Annotated in this window: 22 protein-coding genes and 1 tRNA gene; 16 read left to right on the top strand and 7 right to left on the bottom strand. The window is 51.2% G+C overall.

Going from position 1 to position 22,365, the window contains the following annotated elements; all coding sequences use genetic code 11:
• Position 1: 1 nt before the first annotated feature.
• Together ACZ51B_RS20150 and hrcA are read left to right on the top strand one after the other, a co-directional pair.
• Positions 2–2,470: an alkaline phosphatase family protein gene (locus ACZ51B_RS20150; protein WP_464295140.1), complete on the top strand. Its 2,469-nt coding sequence runs from the start codon at positions 2–4 to the stop codon at positions 2,468–2,470.
• 40 nt (positions 2,471–2,510) lie between these two features.
• On the top strand, positions 2,511–3,536 hold the full coding sequence (hrcA, locus tag ACZ51B_RS20145) for a heat-inducible transcriptional repressor HrcA (protein WP_464295139.1): 1,026 nt from the start codon (positions 2,511–2,513) through the stop codon (positions 3,534–3,536).
• Here hrcA and ACZ51B_RS20140 read toward each other — a convergent pair.
• Entirely contained in the window at positions 3,533–4,246 is a 714-nt protein-coding gene (locus tag ACZ51B_RS20140) for an outer membrane lipoprotein-sorting protein (protein ID WP_464295138.1), read from the bottom strand. The two genes, hrcA and ACZ51B_RS20140, sit on opposite strands and share 4 nt — an antisense overlap.
• Positions 4,247–4,399: 153 nt before the next feature.
• On the opposite strand from ACZ51B_RS20140, the gene ACZ51B_RS20135 reads away from it, so the two are divergent.
• The 5 genes from ACZ51B_RS20135 to ACZ51B_RS20115 all read left to right on the top strand — a co-directional run bounded on the left by ACZ51B_RS20135 (position 4,400) and on the right by ACZ51B_RS20115 (position 9,684).
• The gene (locus ACZ51B_RS20135; RefSeq protein WP_464295137.1) at positions 4,400–5,368 is read left to right on the top strand and encodes a hypothetical protein; all 969 of its coding nucleotides are present in this window, start codon (positions 4,400–4,402) and stop codon (positions 5,366–5,368) included.
• Positions 5,304–6,257 carry a DUF4129 domain-containing protein gene (locus ACZ51B_RS20130; protein WP_464295136.1) on the top strand — a complete coding sequence of 318 codons (954 nt, stop codon included), beginning with the start codon at positions 5,304–5,306 and terminating at the stop codon, positions 6,255–6,257. The genes ACZ51B_RS20135 and ACZ51B_RS20130 overlap by 65 nt, the downstream gene beginning before the upstream one ends.
• Positions 6,254–7,390, top strand: coding sequence for a DUF4350 domain-containing protein (locus ACZ51B_RS20125; RefSeq protein WP_464295135.1), 1,137 nt, complete (start codon positions 6,254–6,256; stop codon positions 7,388–7,390). The genes ACZ51B_RS20130 and ACZ51B_RS20125 overlap by 4 nt, the downstream gene beginning before the upstream one ends.
• A gap of 20 nt (positions 7,391–7,410) precedes the next feature.
• Entirely contained in the window at positions 7,411–7,785 is a 375-nt protein-coding gene (locus ACZ51B_RS20120; protein WP_464295134.1) for a hypothetical protein, read from the top strand.
• A 168-nt stretch (positions 7,786–7,953) separates the two neighbouring features.
• Complete coding sequence (locus tag ACZ51B_RS20115; protein ID WP_464295133.1) at positions 7,954–9,684, top strand: hypothetical protein; 1,731 nt, start codon at positions 7,954–7,956, stop codon at positions 9,682–9,684.
• Here the strand turns inward: ACZ51B_RS20115 and ACZ51B_RS20110 are convergent.
• Entirely contained in the window at positions 9,671–11,056 is a 1,386-nt protein-coding gene (locus ACZ51B_RS20110; protein ID WP_464295132.1) for a VanW family protein, read from the bottom strand. The genes ACZ51B_RS20115 and ACZ51B_RS20110 overlap by 14 nt on opposite strands.
• 109 nt (positions 11,057–11,165) lie before the next feature.
• On the opposite strand from ACZ51B_RS20110, the gene ilvE reads away from it, so the two are divergent.
• The 5 genes from ilvE to dnaN all read left to right on the top strand — a co-directional run bounded on the left by ilvE (position 11,166) and on the right by dnaN (position 15,199).
• Complete coding sequence (gene ilvE, locus ACZ51B_RS20105) at positions 11,166–12,041, top strand: branched-chain-amino-acid transaminase (protein ID WP_464295131.1); 876 nt, start codon at positions 11,166–11,168, stop codon at positions 12,039–12,041.
• A gap of 306 nt (positions 12,042–12,347) precedes the next feature.
• On the top strand, positions 12,348–13,076 hold the full coding sequence (locus ACZ51B_RS20100) for a DUF4397 domain-containing protein (RefSeq protein WP_464295130.1): 729 nt from the start codon (positions 12,348–12,350) through the stop codon (positions 13,074–13,076).
• Positions 13,077–13,081: 5 nt separating this feature from the next.
• Entirely contained in the window at positions 13,082–13,798 is a 717-nt protein-coding gene (locus ACZ51B_RS20095) for an RNA polymerase sigma factor (protein WP_464295129.1), read from the top strand.
• Positions 13,795–14,082: a hypothetical protein gene (locus ACZ51B_RS20090; RefSeq protein WP_464295128.1), complete on the top strand. Its 288-nt coding sequence runs from the start codon at positions 13,795–13,797 to the stop codon at positions 14,080–14,082. The genes ACZ51B_RS20095 and ACZ51B_RS20090 overlap by 4 nt, the downstream gene beginning before the upstream one ends.
• Positions 14,083–14,095: 13 nt before the next feature.
• A complete protein-coding gene (gene dnaN / locus ACZ51B_RS20085) occupies positions 14,096–15,199 on the top strand; it encodes a DNA polymerase III subunit beta (protein WP_464295127.1) in 1,104 nt (367 codons plus the stop codon).
• 57 nt (positions 15,200–15,256) lie between these two features.
• Here the strand turns inward: dnaN and ACZ51B_RS20080 are convergent, their stop codons facing one another.
• Entirely contained in the window at positions 15,257–15,670 is a 414-nt protein-coding gene (locus ACZ51B_RS20080; RefSeq protein WP_464295126.1) for a MerC domain-containing protein, read from the bottom strand.
• 122 nt (positions 15,671–15,792) lie between these two features.
• Here ACZ51B_RS20080 and ACZ51B_RS20075 point away from each other — a divergent pair, with 122 nt between their 5' ends.
• Positions 15,793–16,815: a phytase gene (locus ACZ51B_RS20075; RefSeq protein ID WP_464295125.1), complete on the top strand. Its 1,023-nt coding sequence runs from the start codon at positions 15,793–15,795 to the stop codon at positions 16,813–16,815.
• Positions 16,816–16,909: 94 nt separating this feature from the next.
• Complete coding sequence (locus tag ACZ51B_RS20070) at positions 16,910–17,854, top strand: prepilin-type N-terminal cleavage/methylation domain-containing protein (protein ID WP_464295124.1); 945 nt, start codon at positions 16,910–16,912, stop codon at positions 17,852–17,854.
• 43 nt (positions 17,855–17,897) lie between these two features.
• Here the strand turns inward: ACZ51B_RS20070 and ACZ51B_RS20065 are convergent, their stop codons facing one another.
• The gene (locus tag ACZ51B_RS20065) at positions 17,898–19,385 is read right to left on the bottom strand and encodes an NADP-dependent isocitrate dehydrogenase (protein WP_464295123.1); all 1,488 of its coding nucleotides are present in this window, start codon (positions 19,383–19,385) and stop codon (positions 17,898–17,900) included.
• A 26-nt stretch (positions 19,386–19,411) separates the two neighbouring features.
• Between ACZ51B_RS20065 and ACZ51B_RS20060 the strand changes: the two genes are divergently transcribed.
• On the top strand, positions 19,412–19,729 hold the full coding sequence (locus tag ACZ51B_RS20060) for a helix-turn-helix transcriptional regulator (RefSeq protein WP_464295122.1): 318 nt from the start codon (positions 19,412–19,414) through the stop codon (positions 19,727–19,729).
• A gap of 183 nt (positions 19,730–19,912) precedes the next feature.
• Here ACZ51B_RS20060 and ACZ51B_RS20055 read toward each other — a convergent pair whose 3' ends face one another.
• The 3 genes from ACZ51B_RS20055 to ACZ51B_RS20045 form a co-directional block, all read right to left on the bottom strand.
• On the bottom strand, positions 19,913–20,311 hold the full coding sequence (locus ACZ51B_RS20055; RefSeq protein ID WP_464295121.1) for a hypothetical protein: 399 nt from the start codon (positions 20,309–20,311) through the stop codon (positions 19,913–19,915).
• Positions 20,312–20,416: 105 nt separating this feature from the next.
• Positions 20,417–20,492: transfer RNA gene (locus ACZ51B_RS20050), tRNA-Arg, on the bottom strand.
• A gap of 19 nt (positions 20,493–20,511) precedes the next feature.
• Positions 20,512–21,066 (bottom strand): WD40 repeat domain-containing protein, encoded by a 555-nt coding sequence (locus tag ACZ51B_RS20045; protein WP_464295120.1) that lies wholly within the window; start codon positions 21,064–21,066, stop codon positions 20,512–20,514.
• Positions 21,067–21,463: 397 nt separating this feature from the next.
• Between ACZ51B_RS20045 and epsC the strand changes: the two genes are divergently transcribed.
• The gene (gene epsC / locus ACZ51B_RS20040) at positions 21,464–22,294 is read left to right on the top strand and encodes a serine O-acetyltransferase EpsC (RefSeq protein ID WP_464295119.1); all 831 of its coding nucleotides are present in this window, start codon (positions 21,464–21,466) and stop codon (positions 22,292–22,294) included.
• The last annotated feature ends 71 nt before the right edge of the window (positions 22,295–22,365 follow it).

The raw sequence follows: 22,365 nt of genomic DNA, 5'->3' as shown, positions 1-22,365 counted from the left end.
AGTGAATCGCCGAAAAGCACTCATCTTCAGCGCCATCTTTATCTCAACTTCAGGTTGGGCGACTTGGACAATCCTTAGACCCCAGCAGGTTGGGGAGGATCGAGGCAACGGCATTCTTGTTTCCACTGGGCAACTCATCCATCCAGTAGGTGAAACAACTACATTGAAGGCAAGGCCTATCGATCTTGCCGTAGACCCAAACGGTAAGTACGTCGTCGCTAAGACCCACAACGGTCTGGCTCTCTTGGAGGCGCAATCGAGAAAACTACTGCAAGAAATCCAAGTGGATGGATCCTGCTCATACTACGGTGTCCAGTTCAATAAGACAGGCGATGAAGTCTTTGTGACGAATGCGGGGAGCGGTCTTGCCGTCTACAGCCTGGCAAATGGAAACCTAAAGCACCTTAAAACGATCGCTCTGCCTGGCTCAACAATCAAAGGTGCCAGCTTCCCCTGTGGCCTTGCGTTAAGCACTAACGGAAAGCAAGCTTATGTCTGCCTAAGCCGAGACAACTCCATAGCAGTTGTCGATCTCCAAACCGGAAAGCTATCCAAGACGATTCCGACGGACGTTGCCCCCTATCAGATCGTGACCGATGGGAGCTCTTCAAACGCCTATGTAACGTGCTGGTCCGCAAAGACAGATAAAGACAAACCCTCAGCCGAATCATCGGGAACACCGGTACCTGTCGATGTTCGGGGCATCGCTGGGAACGGCACGCTCTGTAAGATTGATCTGGGAACAGGCACCATGGTTGACAGCGTGAATGTCGGAGCGCAGCCTACTGAGATCGCGATTAGCAATGACGTAGCTTGGGTGGTGAACGCCAATAGTGATTCCCTCGATAAGATCGATCTGAAGGCTTTCAAAAGACTCACCACCTTCCCCCTAAGAGTGAACGGCAATCTCGGTCAATCCCCGAACTCGCTGACCGTAGATGAGAAAGCAAAAAGGATCTACGTCGCTTGCGGCGGACGTAATACAGTAATGGTCTTGGACCAGACGAGTGGCAAGCCGATAGGAGAGTTCCCGACCGGATACTATCCTTCTTCCGTCAAGCTCATCCAAGGGCAACTTTGGATTGCCAATGCCAAGGGATATGGTTCCAGAAACCAGGCAGCAACCTCAGAAGGGCACAATGTTTACGACTTCACAGGGACCATACAGGTTGTCAAACCAGAAACACAACTGCAACGAGTCTCGTTAGATGCCAAGCCCTCAAAACCACGCGAAAACCTCGCCGCGCAACCCGTACCAGACCGAGTCGGCGAGAAGACACCTATCCAGCACGTGGTTTACATCATTAAGGAAAACAGAACCTACGACCAGGTCTTCGGTGATGTCAAGGAAGGAAATGGCGATCCAAAACTTGCAATCTACGGCGAGCAAGTCACTCCAAATCATCACGCATTGGCCAAGCAGTTTGTCTTGTTAGACAACTACTACTGTAATGGCGTGCTATCAGCAGACGGCCATGCATGGACAACGGAAGGCAACGCAAGCACGCACTACGAGAGGTCATTTGGAGGCTGGACCCGAAGCTATCCATTTGGCGACGACCCACTGGCGACCTCCCAGAGTGGCTATTTCTGGGACAACCTCATTGCTCATGGCAAAACGTTCAGAAACTACGGGGAGTTTGACTATGCAAGTCCTAGCCCGTCCCAGAGCTATACAAAGCTGCTTCAAGATTTTAAAGCCGGTAAGCCCCTCGCGTTCAAGCACAACATTGGCGTTGAGCGTGTTCGGAAACACTCAAATCCAGACTTCCCAGGCTGGAATATGGGCATCCCAGATGTGGTACGAGCAGACATCTTCAAGAAGGACCTGCAAAAGACGAACTCACTGGCGGACTTCACCATCGTATACCTGCCACAAGACCACACATCAGGACTGTCGAAAGGTTCCCCCACCCCGAAATCTCATGTAGCCGACAATGATCTCGCATTGGGGCACGTCGTTGAGGCAATCAGCCACAGCAAGTTCTGGTCTAGCACATGCATCTTTGTGGTGGAGGATGACCCACAAGATGGGTTCGATCACGTTGATGGTCATCGCAGTGTTTGTTTGGTCATCAGTCCGTATACCAAACATGGTGAAGTAATCTCCGAGTTCTACAACCAAACGTCGGTCATCAGAACCATGGAGCATATGCTTGGACTACCGCCAATGAACCAACATGTTGCCGACTCTCCGCTGATGACGGCGTGCTTCCAACGAAAACCAGATCTGACCGCCTATGTCGCAAGAGCAAACAATATTCCCCTTGACACTCTCAATACTGGAAAGAGCACGATGCGTCTCCATCTTGAAAAGCCCGACATGGTCAATGAGGATATCTTCAATCGGCAGCTATGGCTGGAGGCCAAAGGACCAAGTGTTCCCTACCCCAAACCATTTGCAGGCGCCCATGGCAAGGGGCTCTTAGCTCGCGGTTTAGCTAAGATTGACTCAAAAGATGAGGACTAGCGACAGTCCTCATCAAACTCATGCAATGATATAAGTGCAGATGTCCGAACTCGACGCACGCAAACAGACCATTCTTCAAGCCGTAGTAGTCGAGTACGTGACCGGTGCTGAACCGGTTGCTTCGGAACAGATAGTTCAGAAGTATCAACTAGGAGTGAAATCCGCCACCGTTCGCAACGCAATGGCAGAGCTCTCCGAGATGGGTTACCTCGAACAGCCGCACACATCTGCCGGCAGAATCCCCAGCGACCTTGGATACCGCTATTACGTGGATCGTCTCATTGTCGAGCACCTGCTCAACGAGGAAGATAAGCAAAAGGTGCTAGGCACATCCGATGAAGGTGATGCACTTCAGGTTCTGCTCCGAGATACTGCAAAGGTTCTGAGCCGTCTTACACACCTTCTAAGTGTTGCAACAACTGTGCGAGACAGTGGCCTTGCAATTAAAACCGCAGTTGTAAGTGCTTTAGGCCCCGCGCAGGCGCTTCTGGTTCTAGTGCTCTCCAATGGTCACGTCGAAAACCGAATGATCGAATGCCCACCTGGGCTTACTCTGGAAGATGTTGGACGGGCAAATGAGCTGCTGGCCACTGCGGTGGTAAACAAATCTCTTAGGTCACTCAATAAATCAAAAGCTCCAACCGCCGGAAACGTCGCAATTGACAAACTACTGACCACGCTTTGGACCTCAATCCGGACAATCAGCCAAGAACTCACCCGAGGCGTCGTCATAACGGAAGGTGAAGAGTTCATGTTCGGCCAACCAGAATTTCGCCGAGATGCTTCCGCATTCAATGACTTAATTTCCCAATTGACTGACACCGACGTCCTGTACGAAGCCGTGACAGGCTCCGAACAAGCGAAGCACGTGACGATTGGTCGGGAGAACAAGCAGGAAGAAATGCGCCAGTTCTCGGTCATTAGAAGGAGTTTCTACGTCGGCAACACGGAAGCCGGCGTCATCGCCCTCATTGGCCCGACTCGCATGAAGTACGAGTCGGGCATCCCATTGGTGAGCTTCACCGCTCAAGCTCTAAGTGATTCACTCACCAAATATTTTGGCTAGCCACCTGTGACGAAGATGTCCTCTGAAAGACCAGTGTTGACTTCAATGCTGTCGTAACGCGTAACTCCAGCCACTTTGTCGTCCACATTTTTCACGGTAAGTCTGGTCGGCATCCAAACACCGTTCTGAAGTTTCGGATTCTCATAGTAGAACGTTGCCGCTTGCTCACCATTCTGCCGGTACCACTCGCGCTTTCTAACGATCTTCTTTACAGGGTCGATCCACACTCTGAAACGAGTGGTGTCGTCGAGTTTGGCTGGGAAAGTGATGTCGAAAACAGCGTCACCTGTTGCACGGTCCGTTCGCACGAACTTGGCTTCGAAAAGACTGCGGAACAGCGAGGGAGTCAATATTCCAAAGTCAAGAAGCGTTTGTCTTCTACCCGGAGCTCGGCTAAGATCTTCTTTCTTCTTGACGCCGAGACGTGGAACCTTAAAGAACTGAGTGGTTCCATTTACAACGTACAACGCCTTTGTATCTTCCACCTGAGCCTCAAGTCGGAGCTTAAAAGGCTCCTTCACGCGAATGGTGATCGTGTCAAATCGATACGACTGCCCAAAGTCTTTGTTGATTTTGAGAAGTTCTCTCTGATCCGCTCGTACTTTTCGAGCAACAAAGGTCGCGTCCGTAAACGACGTCTGAACAAATTGCTCAATCCTCGGTGTCTCGAAAGATGGGACCAAGCCAACCAATGCAAGTGCTGTTATCATGGTTACAGTTTAGCTAGTTTGAAGAATCGTATTCCGACAGTCCTACCATTCCGGTAATTGCCGGATACACTACTGAGAGTGACGTCTGATCCTGTCGCTCGGTATCTATCAACACGCGGTTCCAAGCTGGGACAGCGAACACGCCTGCGCCTGATGACTTCAAGTGAGGTGCTTGACACGGCACTTAGGGCCTACCGGCTGATGGGCAGCACGTTCCTAAAACTGACAATTACACCCACACTGCTGTGTCTTGCTTCAGTTGCATTTGTAGAGCAATACCTAGTTCCTGCGCTTACAACCACTCAAAACGCAAACAACGTCAACGCCCAGTTAGGAGAGACTCTTGTAGCGTTGCTCATAGGTCTATTCATAGGTGGGCCACTGTTCCTCATGGGGACCGCCTATACCAGCGCTCTCGTGGTACAGCTCGTGTCAGACTTCATGGTCGGTAACACAGTAGACGCCTCCAGAGCAATGGAGACTGCCCGCTCTACCATGGGCCGGATGCTGATGCTGACCTTCCGGGAGGTGCTCCTGGCTCTGTCTGGCGTAGGTGTTTCGCTTGGCTTTATGATGCTTGGCGGGTTTCTGACGACAAAAACCGCGGAAACAGATGCAACCGCCGCCATTGTCAGCGTCATCGGAATCTTAGGGCTTGTTGTCGGAGGGCTCATCTTTCTGTGGGTGATTTCAGTACATGCACTATCACCAGCAGTTTGCGTCATCGAGCGGGTGGGCTCCAAGGCAGCCGCAAAACGCAGTAAGGAACTTCTCAAATCCTACAAATTCCATCCGTCTGGCACCTCAACCGTGTGGTCCGTGTATATCGTAATGGGGTTTGCAGCGCTCGCAGAAGGCCTTGGGCTCCTCATTGTGTTCGGGGCATTTGACATAGAAGGTCACCTGAAATCGATCTTGGCTGGAGTCCCTTTCCAGGGTGTTCTCCTCGCGATGTTTGACCTAATCCCCAGTTTCCTCGTCCTCTGGACTATCATCCCCGTGTGGGCCGTTACCATTACCATCATCTACTATGAGCGACGCATCCGTTTGGAAGGCTATGACATCGAAGCACTTGCTGCCGACATCGGTAAAGATCATCGCACGAATCGCTTTCAGCTTTAGCTTTCTGGCGTTGGTCTTTGGGTCCGCGATTGCCGGCCCCATGAGTGAGCTCGACAAGGAGCTTTCGAAGGCCAATGACAGCAACGCTGAAATCATCCTCATGACCGCGGAGCTTCCCAAGTATGCAGGAAGACTTTCAGATGAGATTTCCCAGCTAGCGGACCCGGACCTAGACCAAAAGCAAAAGCACGAAGCCATTGCTCGTTTAAAAAAGAAGGTCAACTCGTACGCTCAAGTGGAAGAGATCCCAGCTGCATCAGGGTCTGCAAAAACCATAAAGCAGATCAAATCATCTCCCCTTTATCACGAAAGAGGCGGTGAAAGCAGCAACTGGCTCGGACGAGCACTTGAGCGTCTGCGAAATATCAAACTAGACCTTCCAGAACGTAAGCCAGTCAACGCTCCAAACCTTTCCGGACTAGCGAGCGGTGTCACTTATCTTATGTGGACCCTTCTTGCGCTGGGTGTAGCCGTGTTCGCATGGTTTGTGTTCAAACATGTCGCATGGCGTGCTTCCCTCAAACGCAAAGCTAAGGCACTCCTAGAGGATGATGAGCCGGAGCGAACACTTGATGAGTGGCTTCAGCAAGCTGACCTGCTGGAATCCCAAGGCAGGTTTCGAGAAGCGGTTCGCTGTCTCTTTCTAGCCTGCCTGCTCAGGTTTGATGAGGGGGGAGTTGCTCGATTTGATCGCGGCCAAACTAACTGGGAACATTTGGCCCGAATCCAACAAAGCCCCAAACTGCCTGACGGACTGAATTTCTTGCCCGCTACTCAGCTATTTGACCAAGTTTGGTACGGGCACCGAGTCCGTGGCAAAGAGGATCTTGACGCCTTTAGGCGCTATTACACGGAGATTACTGACACCATTGCCAGGAGGGCTGCATGAAGATCCCTCTCATGAGGGTCGCGATTGTGTTAGTAGGTCTACTAGCTATTGCGGCTCTAACCCTCTCTTTGGGCCAAGCTGATTCAGAAATTAAACCCAGCGTCGATTCTTACGCACCCAGCGGCGTTGCGGCTCTGTTTTCACTTCTAAAAGCAGAAGGGTATGAAGTAACCGTCGATCATTCACTCAATCCTACTCTCGAAAAAAATGAGGTCGGCATCGTGTTTTCGAAACCGGCGGTCCTCTTTGACACCGAAGCAACGGGACAGGACACATTCCTTGAGAACGTCCGAAAAATGGTTGAAAGCGGTGGTTCGATTATCAATGTTCCAATTGACAAAACATTCGATTTACTCCCACGGACAACGGCGACAGAAGCAATCCAAGTGGGTCGACTGGGAACGCGTCAGCTGTCTATTTCAGGCCCTCTGAAAACGGAGGACGGTCTGGACCTTGACGACAACAGTGATGGTGTCCCAGTTTGGGAACTCTCCAACGGTATCGCGTATGCGAAGTTAATCAACTTTGGCAAGGGTTCTGTCCTGCAGTTTTCTTCTGGAAACCAGTTCACAAATCGGTACATCGACAAATTTGATAATGCAACCGTACTCGTGGAATCACTGCCAGTTGTTGCCAAACGAGGAACCCGTATCGTTTTTCTGGAAGGGGGCCTTGGAGGCGCAACAGAGAATGGTCTTCTGCGGACAATTGGTCGGTGGGCAGAAGCTGCTTGGTATCAACTGATCTTCCTCTTTTGCGTTATGTGCTACACCCTGGGTAAGAGATTTGGGCTTCCCGAAGAGATCCGCCCACCCCAGAGAGGATCGCGAGAACTTCTTGATGCGGTTGCCGACACTTACAAGCGAGCACGCGCCTCCAAAGGAGCATTGAAGTACCTGTATCGAGCGAAAGAGGCACAACTTAGACGCGACGTTCGTGTTTCAAGAGATGCCAGCATTCTAGAACGCAATCGCAAGTTAGCGGATGAAGATGCACTGGTGTTAGCCGAGATTGAGCAAGCTCTTGCCGAACGCAAACTTCCTGCCAAGATGGCCACGGAGTATGCAATCAAACTTGAAAAAGTTTGCGACAACTACGGTTCTTCCAAGCGCAAAGCAGGAACAAAACATTGAATCGGAGTAATCTGGATGCTATGAGACGATCTCTGTTAGCCATTCTCTTGGCCGTAACTGCCATCAGCAGCGCATTCGCACAGTCTGGCGGCCTCTCACCAGCAGAGGATAAGAAACAGCTTTCCCAGTTCTCCGCCGGTTATAAGACAGCCAAAGCGAACTTTGCAAAGAAGCCAAAGGATAGCAAGACCAAACAGGCCTACATCGCGGCGACCAATCGACTCGCTACAGCTTCAATGTACTCCTCAACCCTTGATCGAAAAGTGAAGTATGTTCAGGCACTTCGTCTTTACCGTGAGGTTCTAAAAGTCGATCCAAAGAATCACGAAGCCTACACGAATTCCCACATGATCGAATCTATCTATAAGCAGATGGGCCGACCAATCCCCAAGTAATCATTGAGTTCACAACCAGGAAACGAGCGTTCTTACCCGGAACGGAAATTTGTCATTTGCCTGGCTCTAGCAGCGTGCTTTGCCGCGCTGCTACCAGCCATTTACGCCTTTTTGGCGGGCCCACCGGGGAACGTTTATATTGGTTACCAGACAAACACGGATGACCATATGGTCTATGCCGCTTGGATGCGGCAGGCCATGGATGGTCATTTCCTCTTCGACAATCGATTCACCACGGACTCGCAGCCGGGCCTTACGATCCACGTTTACTTCCTTTTGTTAGGCTGGATAGCAAAGGGAGTTGGCATACCATTTGCAACCGGATTGGCTCGCATAGCGTTTGGGTACCTCTTCATCGTTCTGGCTTTCCGTTTTATCCGGAAGTTGAAGATGGACACATATGCCAACAAACTGGCGCTCGCGCTCGTTGTGTTGGGTGGCGGCACAGGATTCCTTGTGTGGCATAACTACGGCGACACGTTCAAACGGCCGTATCCAGACATTTTCTCGACGCTCATGCTTGGCAAGTTGCCGACCGACGTGTGGCAACCAGAAGGGTTTGTCTTCCCTTCCCTCCTCACGAACAGCCTGTTTATGGTGAGCCTTTGCCTGATTACATGGGTGTTCTTAGGCGTCCTTCGGGCTCAGGAAGGGTGGAAACCTGTCGGGCTGAGTGCTTTGGCTTTTGGAATCCTGATGAACATCCACAGTTACGATGTTCTTCTCATCGCCTTTGTCTTGATCGGATTTCTCTTAGCTTGCATTCACCGCAGGACAGCTACCGTCCCATGGGTTATCCGAGCGCTTGTGATCGCCGCAGGAGCTGTCATACCTGCGCTCTGGTTCGCCCATGTGTTCCGCTCAGACCCAGTGTTCCAGGCCCGTGCAGCTACACCGACTTTCTCACCCAACTTTGTTCAAGTGCTGTTCGGGTACCTCCCAATGTTAGCGCTCGGACTAAATGGGCTTTATGTGCGCGCCAAGCAAGACGTCAAGAACTTCAGGCTCCGTAAAGCTGGGCTAGGCTTGTTTGGAATCATCCTCATCGCACTGACTGGCGCGTCGACAAAATACGAATCGGGATACTTGCTATCGGCTCCTGTCTGGGGATTGATCTTCTTATTGGCACTCGTTTCGGTCTACTTAATGAGCGATGAAGAACCAGCCTGGAACCTGATCACCAGTTGGGCAGTTCTCGGCGTCGTAGCGATCTATTTCCCTGGCCTCTTCCAAAGAAAACTCTCGATGGGAATGAGCATTCCTTGGGCTATCCTCACCGCCTTTGCAGTGTCCAGCTATTTGGAGCGACGCGAGCGGAGTGCTCGAAACCTTGCAACTACTCTGGTGATACTTCTACTCAGTTCAACATCGTTCCGATGGTTAGCTCGAGAGACCACCTATATCCGGAATAACGTAGCCAGCACAACTCGCCATAGCGTCTACCTGAGTCCAGATGTACAACAGATTCTTGCATACCTGAACAAAGACCATGACAAGAAGGTTGTGCTTGCACTCCCGGGCGCAGGACTCCCCTTGATGGATGACCACGGTCAGGCCGTTCCAGATGAATTTCAAGCCCCCGCTTTGCCAGATGTTGCACCAATCGTGACCGGATTCACGGGTGCCTACACCTATGCAGGGCACTGGAGCGAGACACCAAACTACGGACAACGTTGCGCTGAAATGTACCGCTTCTTCCTCAGCACGCCCTTTCAGTCAGTTCATACCGTGATGTCTAGTGAGGATCGCAAAGAGTTCATCCATAGCACCGGAGCGAACTATGCGATCTTCCCGGTGCAAGAGACTTATACTCTCTTTCCCCTCATCAAGCCGGAGACTGTCGGGAAAGTAGTCGTAGCTGGAAGCCAATTCCAGCTAGTTCGACTTAGTGACTACTAGGAATGCCAGCAGGACGCGTCCCCACTGTTCTATTGGGTGAAGGTGTGGACGGTGCTGGCGAGGCTCCACCAGGTCCTACAGCAATAATCCTCTCACCGCCATTGTAGAAGCTCGTTCCCAGGGATTCTTTGCGGATCAGGACACCGTTCTTGTACACGTATCGGAAGGTGTTTACTTTATGGCCACGGGAGCCTTTCTCGACAACCTTTTTTGCGCCAGGCTTGAGCGCACGGTCTACGATCGTCCGCGTTCCCTTATCCCAAGAAGTTTCTTTACCTTGCGCGATTTTGACCGAAAGGCCCGGCTCCTTCTTTCCGAGCACTCGAAAAGTCAATTTCCCTGGCTGATACTGAGAACAGATCGCGATAGCAGATGGACTGTTATTCTCAAAGCTAAGATCTAGTGAACCATAGTCAACTGTTGCGTCCCGACCAACCGGCACATAGGCAACAGGCATCGAATGGTTCGTTCGCCTATTAACCTTCAAGTTGGCAAAGAGTGCGGCATTGTAAAGCGTGGTGCTTACCTGGCATATCCCACCGCCAATTCCCGTATCGTGCTTGCCGTTCTTGTACACGCCTGCAAGTTTAAAACCCTGTTCTAATGTTCGACGGCCAACAGTCCCGTTAAAACTGAACTTCTCACCAGGGAGCAAGATCAATCCATTAATCCGACTGCTTGCTAACTTAATGTTGGCGTTTCTACTCGTTTGATGTGCAGGAAACCGAGTCGTAAATTCGCTGACAACTTCCTTTATATTCGCAAGCTGTTCGTCTGAAATACGCTTGGGAGCAATCTTTACTGGAAGCTTAACAATGTGATCTGATTCAAGAGCGGCTACAACAGCGGACTGAATGGATGATGTTTCCAACTCATAAGTCGTTACCTCTGGCTTCTTAATGATGTTGCCCGCTTGAAATGCAACTTTTGCGGGTTGTGGTGTTCCACCTAGAGTTTTGACAGTAAGCGAAAGAGGTTTCCAGTCTACAGGCATTACTTTATAGACCGGTTTGCCTTCAAATCGATCCGTCGGGGGATTTCCGACAGCCGAGCCCAGCTTGTCCTTTATTTCAAGCAAAGGGAGCTTCGCAACGGTAGCTTGATCGTCCAACGTAACGCCAAATTTGCCAGGTGTCTCTTCGGGCAAGTCTTTCTTTATGGCTGGGATTTGAACTTTGAGCGGAAGAATTCTCTCTGATTCCCACCAAACGCGTAGCCGCTTTGCAGCTTCTTCCTTTGTAAGACCACCTAACGCGATCGTTCCTACATAGGTATTCGGTTTGATAGTTGGCTCTTGCCTAATGACGAAAACGCAAAACCCTGCAGCAACGCTGGCGGGCATAGCGACTAGCCCAAAGAATATCTTCTTCATTCGAGACGGAGACCTAGGCTCCAAATTAGTCCTAATTATGGCTCATTTGACCCAAATTCCAGACATCGCTTTCCAGAAGTTTGTTCCATAAACGAGTAATATTTCAGCCATGCCGAAGTTGGTCTGGCTCAATGGTCAAGTTATGCCCCTCGAAACTGCAACCACGAGTGTTGCAGATCACGCTCACCTGTACGGCGATGGCCTCTTTGAGGGCATTCGTATCTACAGCAGCAAGGTCTTCAAACTTGATGAGCACCTCAAGCGCCTTTACCACGGAATGGCATTTCTCGGATTCGAGATGCACATTCCAATCAACGAGTTGAGAGCACTCGTTCTTGATGTCTGCAAGCAAGCACAGATCGAGAACGGTTACATTCGCCTCAACGTCACACGTGGAACTGGCCTCGGACTCGATCCGAAGAACATCGACAGAACGCCTAACGTGATGATCATGGTTTCTACACTGGCTCTCTACCCAGACGAAGCGTACGAAACTGGGCTTGATGTGGTTACGAGCTCTATCAGAGTCATCTCCGCAGACGCGTTGGACCCTCGTGTAAAGTGCATCGGTCGCTATGCATCAAACATCATGGCAAAGGCGGAAGCCAACCGCGCGGGTGCAGGAGAAGGCCTTATGCTCAACGCTGCCGGGCAAATTGCTGAGTGCACAGGAGACAACATTTTCCTGATCACGGGCAAGACGATTCGCACCCCGCACCCATCATGCGGAATTCTCCAAGGCATCACGCGAGATACTGTCATCGAACTGGCTCGTGAAGCTGGATACACCGTGGAAGAGACTTTCCTAACGCTCTACGATGTGTTCACCTCAGAAGAAGCGTTCTTGACCGGAACAGCGGCAGAGGTTATCCCTATGATCTCCCTGGATACCAAGCCCATTGGCACTGGAAAACCTGGCGCGGTCACAAAGGATCTCATTTCCCGCTTCAAAGCACACACTCAGTCTTCGGGTGCCGCTTTTTGAGAAAAAATTGTGCGGAGTGCGGTAGAACCGGTTTCGTGACGATCATTCGCGACGGAGTATCTGGTTGGCAGTGCTCTGTCTGCACGGATCGAAACACACGAATGCCAGGACTCTCGCGGTTCGTGTCCTCCTTCCAGAGGACACGAAGACTCCGCAACATCTGTCCTAACTGTGGGACAACATCGGAAGAGGTTGCGTCTTCCGGTTTGGCAGGCTGTCCGCTGTGCTATGAAGCACTTGAAGGCGTATGGGCTGTGTTTGGTGTCGCCAAGACGGCGTCCTCGGCAACATCATTGGGTTGAGATCATGAAAACATTTCTAAAAAGGACATTAGGAGTTCTCGGGCTTGTCTGCTCGCTCGTCGGTTGCGGTGGCGGCGGGTCATCCTCTTCACTACCCGACCCTACGGTCCGCTTTGTCAATAGTTCCCCGGACTCAACCGGACTCGACTTCGTCCTAACGGACGAGGTGAAAGCGAGCAACGTTCCCTACGCTGCAGCGAATCCTAGCTTGATCTCAGTCTCCGTCAAAGACTACGATGTGGCTGTACGCACACCGGGGTCGACTGTGGATCAGTGGTCTGAATCTCAAACACTCAGCACCGATCATGACTACGCGATTATCGGCATCGGCCTCCAGAACTTCGGTACGGAGCCACTCAAAAGACTCCGAGTCATGCAGGTGGATTACGATCGGCACAAGCCGAATGCAAATAAGGCACGTCTAATCGTCTGCCACACATTCCTCAGGTCCACTGGCTTTGAAACACCAGACATTGACTTCCGGAACCCAGGCGATAACCCTCAGTTCTCTATCACAGATATCGCGTACGGTTCTTTTAAGTCAATTGATGTCGATAGCGGCGTACAGACATTCCAGGCCCGCAGAAATGGCGCAGAGCAAGTCTACGTTGAGAAGTCACTGACTCTTGAGTCAGGCAAGATCTACCTTGTCTTGTTCAATGGAGTCGAGGGAGCAAGTAACTCCACTGCTCCCGATTTGAAGCTGATTGAACTCGCTTCACGTAGCGGCTAGCCCCAATGAGCCTCCCCGACTGGGGAGGCATTCATCAGTCCATCCCTATCGGCGCTTTGCTGCCTTGTTTGGGTCAACTTCTGCCTCTGAATCGGAAGGAACCCAGCAAAAATAGCCATGTCGGTGTTAAACTAGCAACCCGCGCATCATTCTGGATGTTGCGCTCGTCCTTCACTATGCCGAATGACGCACTACAAGATTCACTGGCCGAAAGACGCTGGCTCATCGCACTCTCTGAGGGCGACCCCAACGCCCTCGGTGGGATCTACGAATTGTACGGAGAGCGAATCTTCCGATACACTTTTCGTATGCTTGGCAACCGCACGGATGCGGAAGACGCGACCGCAGAGACGTTCTTGCGGGTTCTTCGGCGATCAGCCGAACTGCGTGCCGACGGTGCCTTTCGGACATGGTTGTTCCGTATCGCACGGAACCTCTGTATCGACAAACTCCGGCAACACAAGCTCATGGAGCTACCGCCGGACGCTCAGTATTCGGGAGCAGAAGAGAAAGCTGCCTTGCGGGTCACCGTACAGCAAGCTCTCGCCGAACTCCCCGTTGAGTACCGTGAGCCGCTCGTCCTCTGTGATTTGGAGGATATGGCGGCAAGAGAGGCTGCGGAAATCTTGAAGATTAGCGTTCCAGCATTGAAATCGCGACTCTATCGAGGCAGACGCGCCCTACGAGATAAGCTAGGAAGCGCAATAGAGAGGACGTCTTGAGTAACGAACTATATAAAAAGTTAGTCGACCTTTATGCAGGCCATGATCTGCCAACCGAGTTGGAAGATGAAATGGAACTCGCTGCATTCAACGACCCATCACTCAGCCACGAAATGTCCACGTTAAGGAAGACTGTGGACTCACTCAGAAAATCTCCGGAACCCAATTTTACGGAAGAGTCGTACCAGCGCATACTGATGAAGCTGTACGCAAGAGGTGCCAACGTGCAACCTCGCTCTCCAGAACCTGCACACCTGCAATACCACCTGCCTATCCAGGGCTAAACACATTTGACCTATGAAGCTTGACGTTCCCCGTAAGGAGTTTTTTGAGGCAGTCACTGCCGCACATGCCGCGAGTAGCGCACGTACATCAGTGAGCATCCTCCAGAACCTGAAGATCGAAACCCGCGAGGGCGGAATTCGGGTTCTTGGTTGCGATGGAGAAATGTGGGTGGAGCGAACCGTTCCTTGCATGGTCTCGGAAACCGGTTCTATCTGCTTGCAAGCAAAACTCTTGCACGACCTTGTATCCCAACTCCCCGACGGAGATATTCAGATTCGCACCCTCGACGGCCAAGGTGTACTGCTTGTACAAGGGGCTTCGGAATACCGAATGCTTTCCTTAGATGCAGCAGACTTCCCTGAGCCTCCTGAGTTTGGCGGAGACGGTGAACTGAAGCTCAAAATGGGCGTGCTGAAAAATGCCGTCGATTCTGTAGCCTATGCAGTCTCAACCGACACACACCGCCAAGTCCTAACCGGCGTTCTGTTCACTTACAATGGTCAAACGCTGACCCTCGTAGCCACAGACACTCACCGGCTGGCAGTGCGCAAGCTTGATCAAGCAGGTATCGGAACTTCCATCAACGCCGTGGTGCCAGAAAAGGCACTCAAGTCCATCAAATCCCTTCCAATCCCCGAAGACCAAGAGGTTCAGATCCTCTTTGGCAACGGACGGCTGGGTGTTGAAGCAAACGGCGCTAAGGTAGTTTCCCAACTTCTTGCAGGAACTTATCCCAACTGGGAAAGAGTGGTCCCATCGGAAAGCACCCGATCATGGAGCGTCGAATCAGACCAGCTTCTAGAGAAAGTGCGCCGAACCATGATCCTGGCTCGGGATAACGCAAACCGCGTTCGATTCAAGGGAATGGATGGCCAAATCCTCATCTCTGCCCGTTCGGAAGAGAAAGGTGAAGCCAAGGAAGAAGTCCCGATGGTCGATAACAATGGCGACGTTGAAATCGCCTTCAACGGTAAGTATGTTCAAGACGCACTTGGGCCAATCGATGGTCTAGGCGTGCGAATCGAGATGACTGAGTCTTCAAGGCCAGCTATCTTCAGGCCAGCGGATGATGAGACAGGCTATATCTGTGTAATCATGCCCATGGCACTTGCCTAAGAGACAGGGTTCTAAAAATCAAAAGCTCCCGTGCAGAATGCACCGGGAGCTTTTTTGTTACTGCCCAGTCTGACAGTGGCAGCAGTCACACTTGTGTTGCATCCGCAGATTGACCGCATGAAACAGAACGAGACAGATACCACCAAGCACTGAAAACAGCGTCCCAAATGGACCATGTGCATGCTGTAGAGGTTGCTTGTCGCCGTCGCCGAACACGAAGTGGCTTATGAGCCAACACACTAAGCCGGTGACAAAGATCAGCGCCGGAATAATAGAGTGATGCTTTCTACGACCATGAACAACGGCAATGGTTCCGACTGTCACAGTAACGACAATGAAAGCGGCTTCTGCACCAGGTGAACCCAGGAAACCGAGTCCCAGCACAGACAACAGCCCAATAGCCGCGCCAGTAAGGAGACAATGCACAGCACAAACCGCACTTGCAAAAGCTCCCACCTTATCTAAATTCACACGACTTATCTTGGACACAATCACAATATACCCAAGGGGGGTACCCCTGGCAAGGTCTTTTTGGATATTTGGCTCTCTTAATCCTACGCAAAACCGTAGCTGGGTATGTTGAACAAACGAAAATGATTGCGATCGCCCTCCTGAGCCTCTATCTTCAAACCAAGGCAGTGAACGTTCCTATCACACATGCCACCCAGCCTGTCAACCACGTAGTAGATGACGTTGCCGTATGGGTGAACCCAGTGGACTCCGCCCAGCTGCGCATCTATGGAACTGACAAACATGTAGCCCCCGAAGGAGCCGTCGTTGTCTTCAGTCTGGAAGGAAAAATCCTACAGCGACTAACTGGACTCAACCGACCTCATGATATTGCCGTTGAGCCACAATTTCGTAAGGGGACTCTACCGATTGCCGTGGTTGCGGAGAGCAAAGCTGGCCGGCTGCGAATCTTTGGAATCAATAAAAAGACTGGACTTCTCCGGGATATGACTGGAAATACAGCGGTAGCCATGTCCGGTCAAGGTGGCTATGGTGAACCGACGGGTGTCGGGCTATATCGGCGATCCGACGGAAAGGTCTTTGCAATCGTTAGTCCCAAACAGGGCCTCTCCGAAGGCTATTTAGAGCAATACGAGCTTCAGTACAATTCCAAAACCGAAAAGATCGACACTCAGTTCGTACGTCGCTTCGGAAAGTTCAGCGGCAAGAAGGGTGTCGTTGCCATATGTGTAGACAGTGAATTGGGTTATGTCTACTACAACGACGAAATCGCCTGTACACGCAAGTACAAGGCCGATCCCGACGCCATTGACTGCGACAAGGAGCTCGCTACGCTAAATATAAACGGCTTTCAAGGAGATCGAGAGGGGATGTCTCTCTGGAAGCGTCCCGATGGAACGGGCTATCTGATCTGTACAGACCAGAGACCTGACAACAGCCAGTTTCACGTGCTAGAACGCCAAGGAAATAACCGAGAGATCGGTATCTTCCAATGCGGCAGCGACAGCACAGACGGAATCGCCGCCGTCACTCAGTCTGCTGGCAAATTTAACTGTGGACTCTTTATCGCATCGGACGCAGAAAATAAACGATTCGTGATCGTTGATTGGCAGAAGATTGAAGTAGCCCTAAAACTCCATTCCTGAACAAAACCTTAGAGTTGCTTAAGCTTCATAACGATGATTTAACATTCGCCCGAAAGAATATGGCTTCAGCGTTATCGAACCTGGAGCAATATTCATGAAAAGAGCCTTCACCCTCATTGAGCTTCTCGTAGTCATTGCGATCATCGCGATTCTTGCCGCCATTCTCTTCCCTGTCTTCGCTCAGGCCAAACTTGCAGCAAAGAAGTCCGCCGACCTAAGCAACTGCAAACAAGTCGGCATTGGCTTGCACTTGTATCTCACGGACTCAGACGACTTCTTCCCTCCCAGCAACCACCGCATCAATAGCGACGTTCAAGAAGTTCACTGGAGCTGGATGGTGCTTCCCTACATGAAGAGCGAACAGATCTTCGTGAGTCCAGCGGATAAGATCGGAGGGTGGGCACCAGGTTGTTACGATGCGTCGACAAACAACCGAGGGTTCGGAGTCCCTTCCATTCAGCAGAACGGTTGCACCCAGCAAGGCTATCCTGCCGGGGTCTACACGCTGCAGGTTGGCCGCATCTCCTACGTAGCAAACCAATCTCTGATTGGTAGAAAGCGAGCCGACAGCGACACCGCAAACGTAGTAAGCGCAACCGCAGTCGACGACGTGTCTGGCACGATCCTCTTGGCCCCAGCCACCGAGAGTCAGAACTGCATGCGAAAGACCATTGGTGGCGAATACCGATCCTATCGCCCCGCATTCGGAATTGGAGGAAAAGGGCAGAAGACCCTGAGTGGCAGCTCTCTACCGTCGGCTTCTGAAACACCTCTCGAAGCACTTACGGCCACAACAGTTGCCAAAGTTTTTGCTTGCGACAAAGCGACTGATCCATCGACTGTTCCAGACTTCACGCTCCGTTACACCAACTCGGGCCGATTTGACAAAGGAAACAACTATGTGTTCGGTGATACAAGTGCGAAGTTCAGAACAACTTCATCGACATTTGACGTCAACCGATACGCCTGGGGCAAAAGCGCCTACTCACTGGGCGGTCTCCCAGTCGTAGATCCTGCGACCGGTCAGCAGGTTCGATAATTACACTGGAGGCAGTTCAGATCAATCTGAACTGCCTTCAAATTCACTGTCCTTGACCGAGGGAGTAACCAGCAACTCCGTCGAAGGTACAGAGATTTTCCGTCTTAATAAAGTCAATCCCTGCTTCCAAAAGAGACTGGAGCAAACTCAGAACTTCCTGGTGCTTGGTCGTTTCTTTGGCCATGAATCGACATCTCCAATGATCAGTGCAGAACGTCTCAGGCATACCGTGTGGCCAAACTTTAACACCCCGATTGGTGATCATGGAGAGTTCAAGAGAAGCGCTTTTTGCAGTCTGGATTCGATTGGCTAGACTGTCAACATCTCCATTCCAGTGAACGAACACGTCTACTCCGACGAGTTCTTTCTTGAGCGGAGCCGACCTCACAGGCACCTGAAGCGCGCGCTCCAGATCCATGGGTGTCGAGTATTGCACGGGGTTCAATCGTGTCGGGATGCTGCCAAGACGGAGAATCACTTCATCTGCAAACTCAGATGTGCCCACTAGCCTGCGACTTACTCCCTTGGTAAAGATGTCCTGAGTGTGAATGCCGTCCTCAATGGTGTTGAGCCAGGCGTTATGAACCTTCTCTGCCACATCAGCCTGACCGATATGTACCAGCATCATGACTGCTGCGAGTAACAGTCCACTCGGATTCGCGATATCCTTGCCAGCAATATCTGGAGCGCTTCCATGAATCGCTTCAAACATCGAGCAATGGGTTCCGATGTTGGCACTTGGCGCAAGGCCGACCGAACCAGCTACCTCTGCCGTTACATCACTAAGGATGTCTCCATAAAGGTTAGGAGTCACAATCACATCAAACTGTTCAGGATTACTCGCAGCAGACGCCATTCCGATATCAATGATCCGGTGCTGCTTTTCGATCTGCGGATACTCTGCACCGATCTCATCGAAAACCTGATGGAACAGGCCGTCAGTGAGCTTCATGATGTTGTCCTTGGTCATGCATGTCACCTTCCGGCGTCCGCTTGCAATTGCGTATTCAAAAGCGTATCGAATGATCCGCTCACAGCCAGGTCGACTCACGATCTTCAGACACTGAAACACCTCGTCGGTCTGTCTGTGCTCAATTCCAGCGTAGAGATCCTCTTCATTCTCGCGAACCACCACGAGATTCATCGCAGGAAAGTTCGTCTTCACAAACGGTGCATACGCTACACACGGTCGTACATTCGAAAACAGGCCTAGCGACTTTCGAATCGTAACGTTCAAGCTCTTAACTCCGCCACCCTGCGGAGTAGTAATCGGCGCCTTGAGAAAGACCTTAGTCGTTCGGAGGGAGTCCCAAGCTTCGGGTTCGATGCCAGAGGAAAAGCCGCGCTTGTATACAGCCTCCCCAATTTCGATCTGTTCTATGGCTAAACGAGCCCCCGCTTCTCGCAAGACTTTAAGCGTTGCCTGCATAATTTCCGGGCCTATTCCATCGCCGTAGGCGACGGTAATTGGCGTAAGAACGACATCTTTGGCCTCAACTGGGCTATGATTGGGTGAGATCGCGCTAACCATGACGCGACTATTATTACACGAAATTCATGTCGCATATCACTCATTCAGAAAAATTGCCCCATTGGACCTTCCTGAGTAACCACTCTCACGTGCTGATTTGCCTCGCCGGTGATCCAACGATGAGAATGCGCGACGTCGCCGCAAAGGTAGGCATCACCGAGCGGGCGGTTCAACGCATCGTAGCGGACCTAGAAGTCTCGGGAGTCCTGTCACGGGAAAAAGTGGGGAGACAAAATCGCTACCAAGTAAACCGACAATCCCCACTGAGGCATGCTCTTGAAGCACATTGCAGCATTGGAGAAATCCTCGATCTCGTCTTACCTGAGAAAAACAGCTTAGGTTAACTGATCCCGCAGCTTGCCATCACCAATTGGCGCATGCCGGAACAGCTCTTACAGAACCATGTAAGACGAGTTACTCGTAGCTGTAGCGATCCAAAATGGTACCGATCCTTTCTGGATAGCATGAACTTTGGCCAGAATTCCATCAAGACTTCATCCCGGAAAACGGCAAACTTCTAAGCAACGCTAAACTTTGGCTTCTTCACCAACCACATTAATTTCAAACACACAGATCGTTGCGATAAATCTCTTCCTGATTTCGCTTGGTCCTGTTTTAGCGTTGTCTACTACGGGCGATGCACCGTCTTGGTTAAAAGACACCACCGCATGTATGTCGTCCTCGACGGTGTAATCAAAATAGTAGAACTCGATAGACAGCTCGATGAGCCCGGTCATTTCACCTAGAGGAACTCGGACCTCATCGTTCTCATCTTTATTGATCACTATCCTCCGATTTCCATCAGCCTCTTTGACAGAAGCAATGAACGAATGACACGGCGGTTTCCGCTCACTTGGGTTACGGAAATCGGGGACCGATAGCGAGACGATGAGATCTTTAGATAGATCCGCAATCAATGTATGCATTTGTGGGTATGGACACCCGTTTTCTGATCTGGGTTGCAGACAGATTCTGCGAATCACAAATAAAGAAAGCAGGGAAAACTTCCCTGCTTTCTTTATTCTTAAGTTTGGCGCGCTCGAGAGGACTCGAACCTCCGACCCTCAGCTCCGCAAGCTGATGCTCTATCCACTGAGCTACGAGCGCGTGAGTTAGTAGTTATACCCTAACATTCTCCGACCGTGTACCTTCTGACAACATGATCCGAACAACCAACCGTGAGTTCATCCCCAGAAGGCGTGAAGGCGATGCTACAAACTCCCGCGTCCGCCACCGAAATCCTCTGACTGACCGACCCCGAATAATCCACAAAATAGGCTCCGCTCGCATTGGAAGCCGCGATCATCTGTCTGTTCGGGTGAAACGCTACAAGTGGCAATCCAGGCTCGACGGGTGACTTCATAAGCACTTTTCCACTGACCTGATCCATGACGAGCACATCGTGCAAAGTTCGTATGGCAAAGAAGGCCTCCTTGGGAGCTACGGCCATGCCAAATGCTCTCTCCTCTAGTCTAAATCTGTTGGTGCGCTTGCAAGTCACGCTGTCAAAAACACTCACGCCAAAACTATCCGTTCCAATGAGTGTCTGCCCGTCTGGCAGAAAGACAAGTTGCCTCTGAACATCGACATCCCGCCAAGTGCCAAGCTTCTCTCCGATCGGACTCCAAACTCCTACTGTCCCATTGTCGAATCCAACGGCAAGGTTTCCGTTCGCTGCCACGCTTAAACACATCGGGGAGATAATCAAGAATCCGAAAGACCTTGGGGCAACGTAAGACCAGGCCTCTTCTCCGTTCGAAAGGGAAAACGTTGAAACTTTCTCACCGGCGACAACGTGCAAGAGATCTCCCCTCGGGGAAAAAGAGATCCCCCGAATACGCTCGGTTGGACGGACTTTGTCGAGAGTACTCCCTACGGCAAATGTGTGCGTCTTCGTTCCATCGCGGAACACTTCAATATCCATGGCCACATCAGCTGTCGCCATTAACGATCCATCGCCGCTAAACGCGATATGATTAATACCTAGCTGGTGACGAGACGGAAATGGTTTACGAATTAAGGATGCGGACATATCGTTCACAAAGTTGATCAATCAAATCAGTCAAACTCAAACTATCATGGAAGAACTCGTACAAACTCTGATCACCAAACGATCTGTTCACCAGTTTCCTAGTCGAGTTCGCTCCAAGGCTCGCGACTTTGCGAAATCCGTGCTGGCAGTTCTCTTCCCTCACTTCTCGGATACGCTCAGATGTGACACCGACGAAGTTGCTGCGGAAATATCGTTCATCAAAGCCCAACTCACAGGCCTCATGTCCTCACTACCGGACATTCACACCATCCCACCTAAGGCTTCCGCAGATGAGTTCCTAACCAAACTCCCTCTACTTTACGAAACTCTTATTCAGGATGCAAGAGCAATTTATCGGGGCGACCCCGCAGCCTCAAGCGAAGATGAAGTAATCATTGCCTACCCGGGCTTCTATGCGATCGCCATTTATAGGATCGCCCATGAGCTTTATCAGCTGGGCTATCCACTTCTTCCCCGCCTTCTGACTGAACACTCTCACGAAAGAACCGGCATCGATATCCACCCAGGTGCCACCATCGGGCGATCCTTCTTTATCGATCACGGCACAGGTGTAGTCATTGGGGAGTCAGCCACTATCGGAAACGGCGTTAAGATTTACCAGGGTGTAACGCTTGGAGCGCTTTCAGTGGAAAAGGCCAGCGCCAATACAAAACGGCATCCAACCTTAGAAGATCATGTAGTGGTGTACGCCAATGCCACCATTCTCGGCGGAGACACAGTCATCGGTCACGACTCGGTGGTTGGAGGAAACGCATGGATCGTTCGATCCGTCCCACCATTCTCCAACGTAGGAAGATCCAGTGAAGTAAGACCTAGACGAGAGAACGATGACTCCTCGGTTGAGTTTCACATTTAGTAGTAGACAAATATGATAAACTTCTATCCTTCTTGGGAAATACATGGAAGTAACGTCGCCTTTCGGAGCCA

The organism is Fimbriimonas sp. LA-C6 (assembly GCF_055398105.1).
The sequence above is the reverse complement of the archived record's forward strand: the minus strand, read 5'-3'. Positions and strand labels throughout refer to the sequence as shown.

Coding starts and splice junctions, on each gene's coding strand:
- hrcA (WP_464295139.1), top strand. CDS start 2,511: ATGTCCGAACTCGACGCACGCAAACAGACCATTCTTCAAGCCGTAGTA.
- ACZ51B_RS20140 (WP_464295138.1), bottom strand. CDS start 4,246: ATGATAACAGCACTTGCATTGGTTGGCTTGGTCCCATCTTTCGAGACA.
- ACZ51B_RS20135 (WP_464295137.1), top strand. CDS start 4,400: ATGACTTCAAGTGAGGTGCTTGACACGGCACTTAGGGCCTACCGGCTG.
- ACZ51B_RS20130 (WP_464295136.1), top strand. CDS start 5,304: ATGACATCGAAGCACTTGCTGCCGACATCGGTAAAGATCATCGCACGA.
- ACZ51B_RS20125 (WP_464295135.1), top strand. CDS start 6,254: ATGAAGATCCCTCTCATGAGGGTCGCGATTGTGTTAGTAGGTCTACTA.
- ACZ51B_RS20120 (WP_464295134.1), top strand. CDS start 7,411: ATGAGACGATCTCTGTTAGCCATTCTCTTGGCCGTAACTGCCATCAGC.
- ACZ51B_RS20115 (WP_464295133.1), top strand. CDS start 7,954: ATGGTCTATGCCGCTTGGATGCGGCAGGCCATGGATGGTCATTTCCTC.
- ACZ51B_RS20110 (WP_464295132.1), bottom strand. CDS start 11,056: ATGAAGAAGATATTCTTTGGGCTAGTCGCTATGCCCGCCAGCGTTGCT.
- ilvE (WP_464295131.1), top strand. CDS start 11,166: ATGCCGAAGTTGGTCTGGCTCAATGGTCAAGTTATGCCCCTCGAAACT.
- ACZ51B_RS20100 (WP_464295130.1), top strand. CDS start 12,348: ATGAAAACATTTCTAAAAAGGACATTAGGAGTTCTCGGGCTTGTCTGC.
- ACZ51B_RS20095 (WP_464295129.1), top strand. CDS start 13,082: ATGAGCCTCCCCGACTGGGGAGGCATTCATCAGTCCATCCCTATCGGC.
- dnaN (WP_464295127.1), top strand. CDS start 14,096: ATGAAGCTTGACGTTCCCCGTAAGGAGTTTTTTGAGGCAGTCACTGCC.
- ACZ51B_RS20075 (WP_464295125.1), top strand. CDS start 15,793: ATGATTGCGATCGCCCTCCTGAGCCTCTATCTTCAAACCAAGGCAGTG.
- ACZ51B_RS20070 (WP_464295124.1), top strand. CDS start 16,910: ATGAAAAGAGCCTTCACCCTCATTGAGCTTCTCGTAGTCATTGCGATC.
- ACZ51B_RS20065 (WP_464295123.1), bottom strand. CDS start 19,385: ATGGTTAGCGCGATCTCACCCAATCATAGCCCAGTTGAGGCCAAAGAT.
- ACZ51B_RS20060 (WP_464295122.1), top strand. CDS start 19,412: ATGTCGCATATCACTCATTCAGAAAAATTGCCCCATTGGACCTTCCTG.
- ACZ51B_RS20055 (WP_464295121.1), bottom strand. CDS start 20,311: ATGCATACATTGATTGCGGATCTATCTAAAGATCTCATCGTCTCGCTA.
- epsC (WP_464295119.1), top strand. CDS start 21,464: ATGGAAGAACTCGTACAAACTCTGATCACCAAACGATCTGTTCACCAG.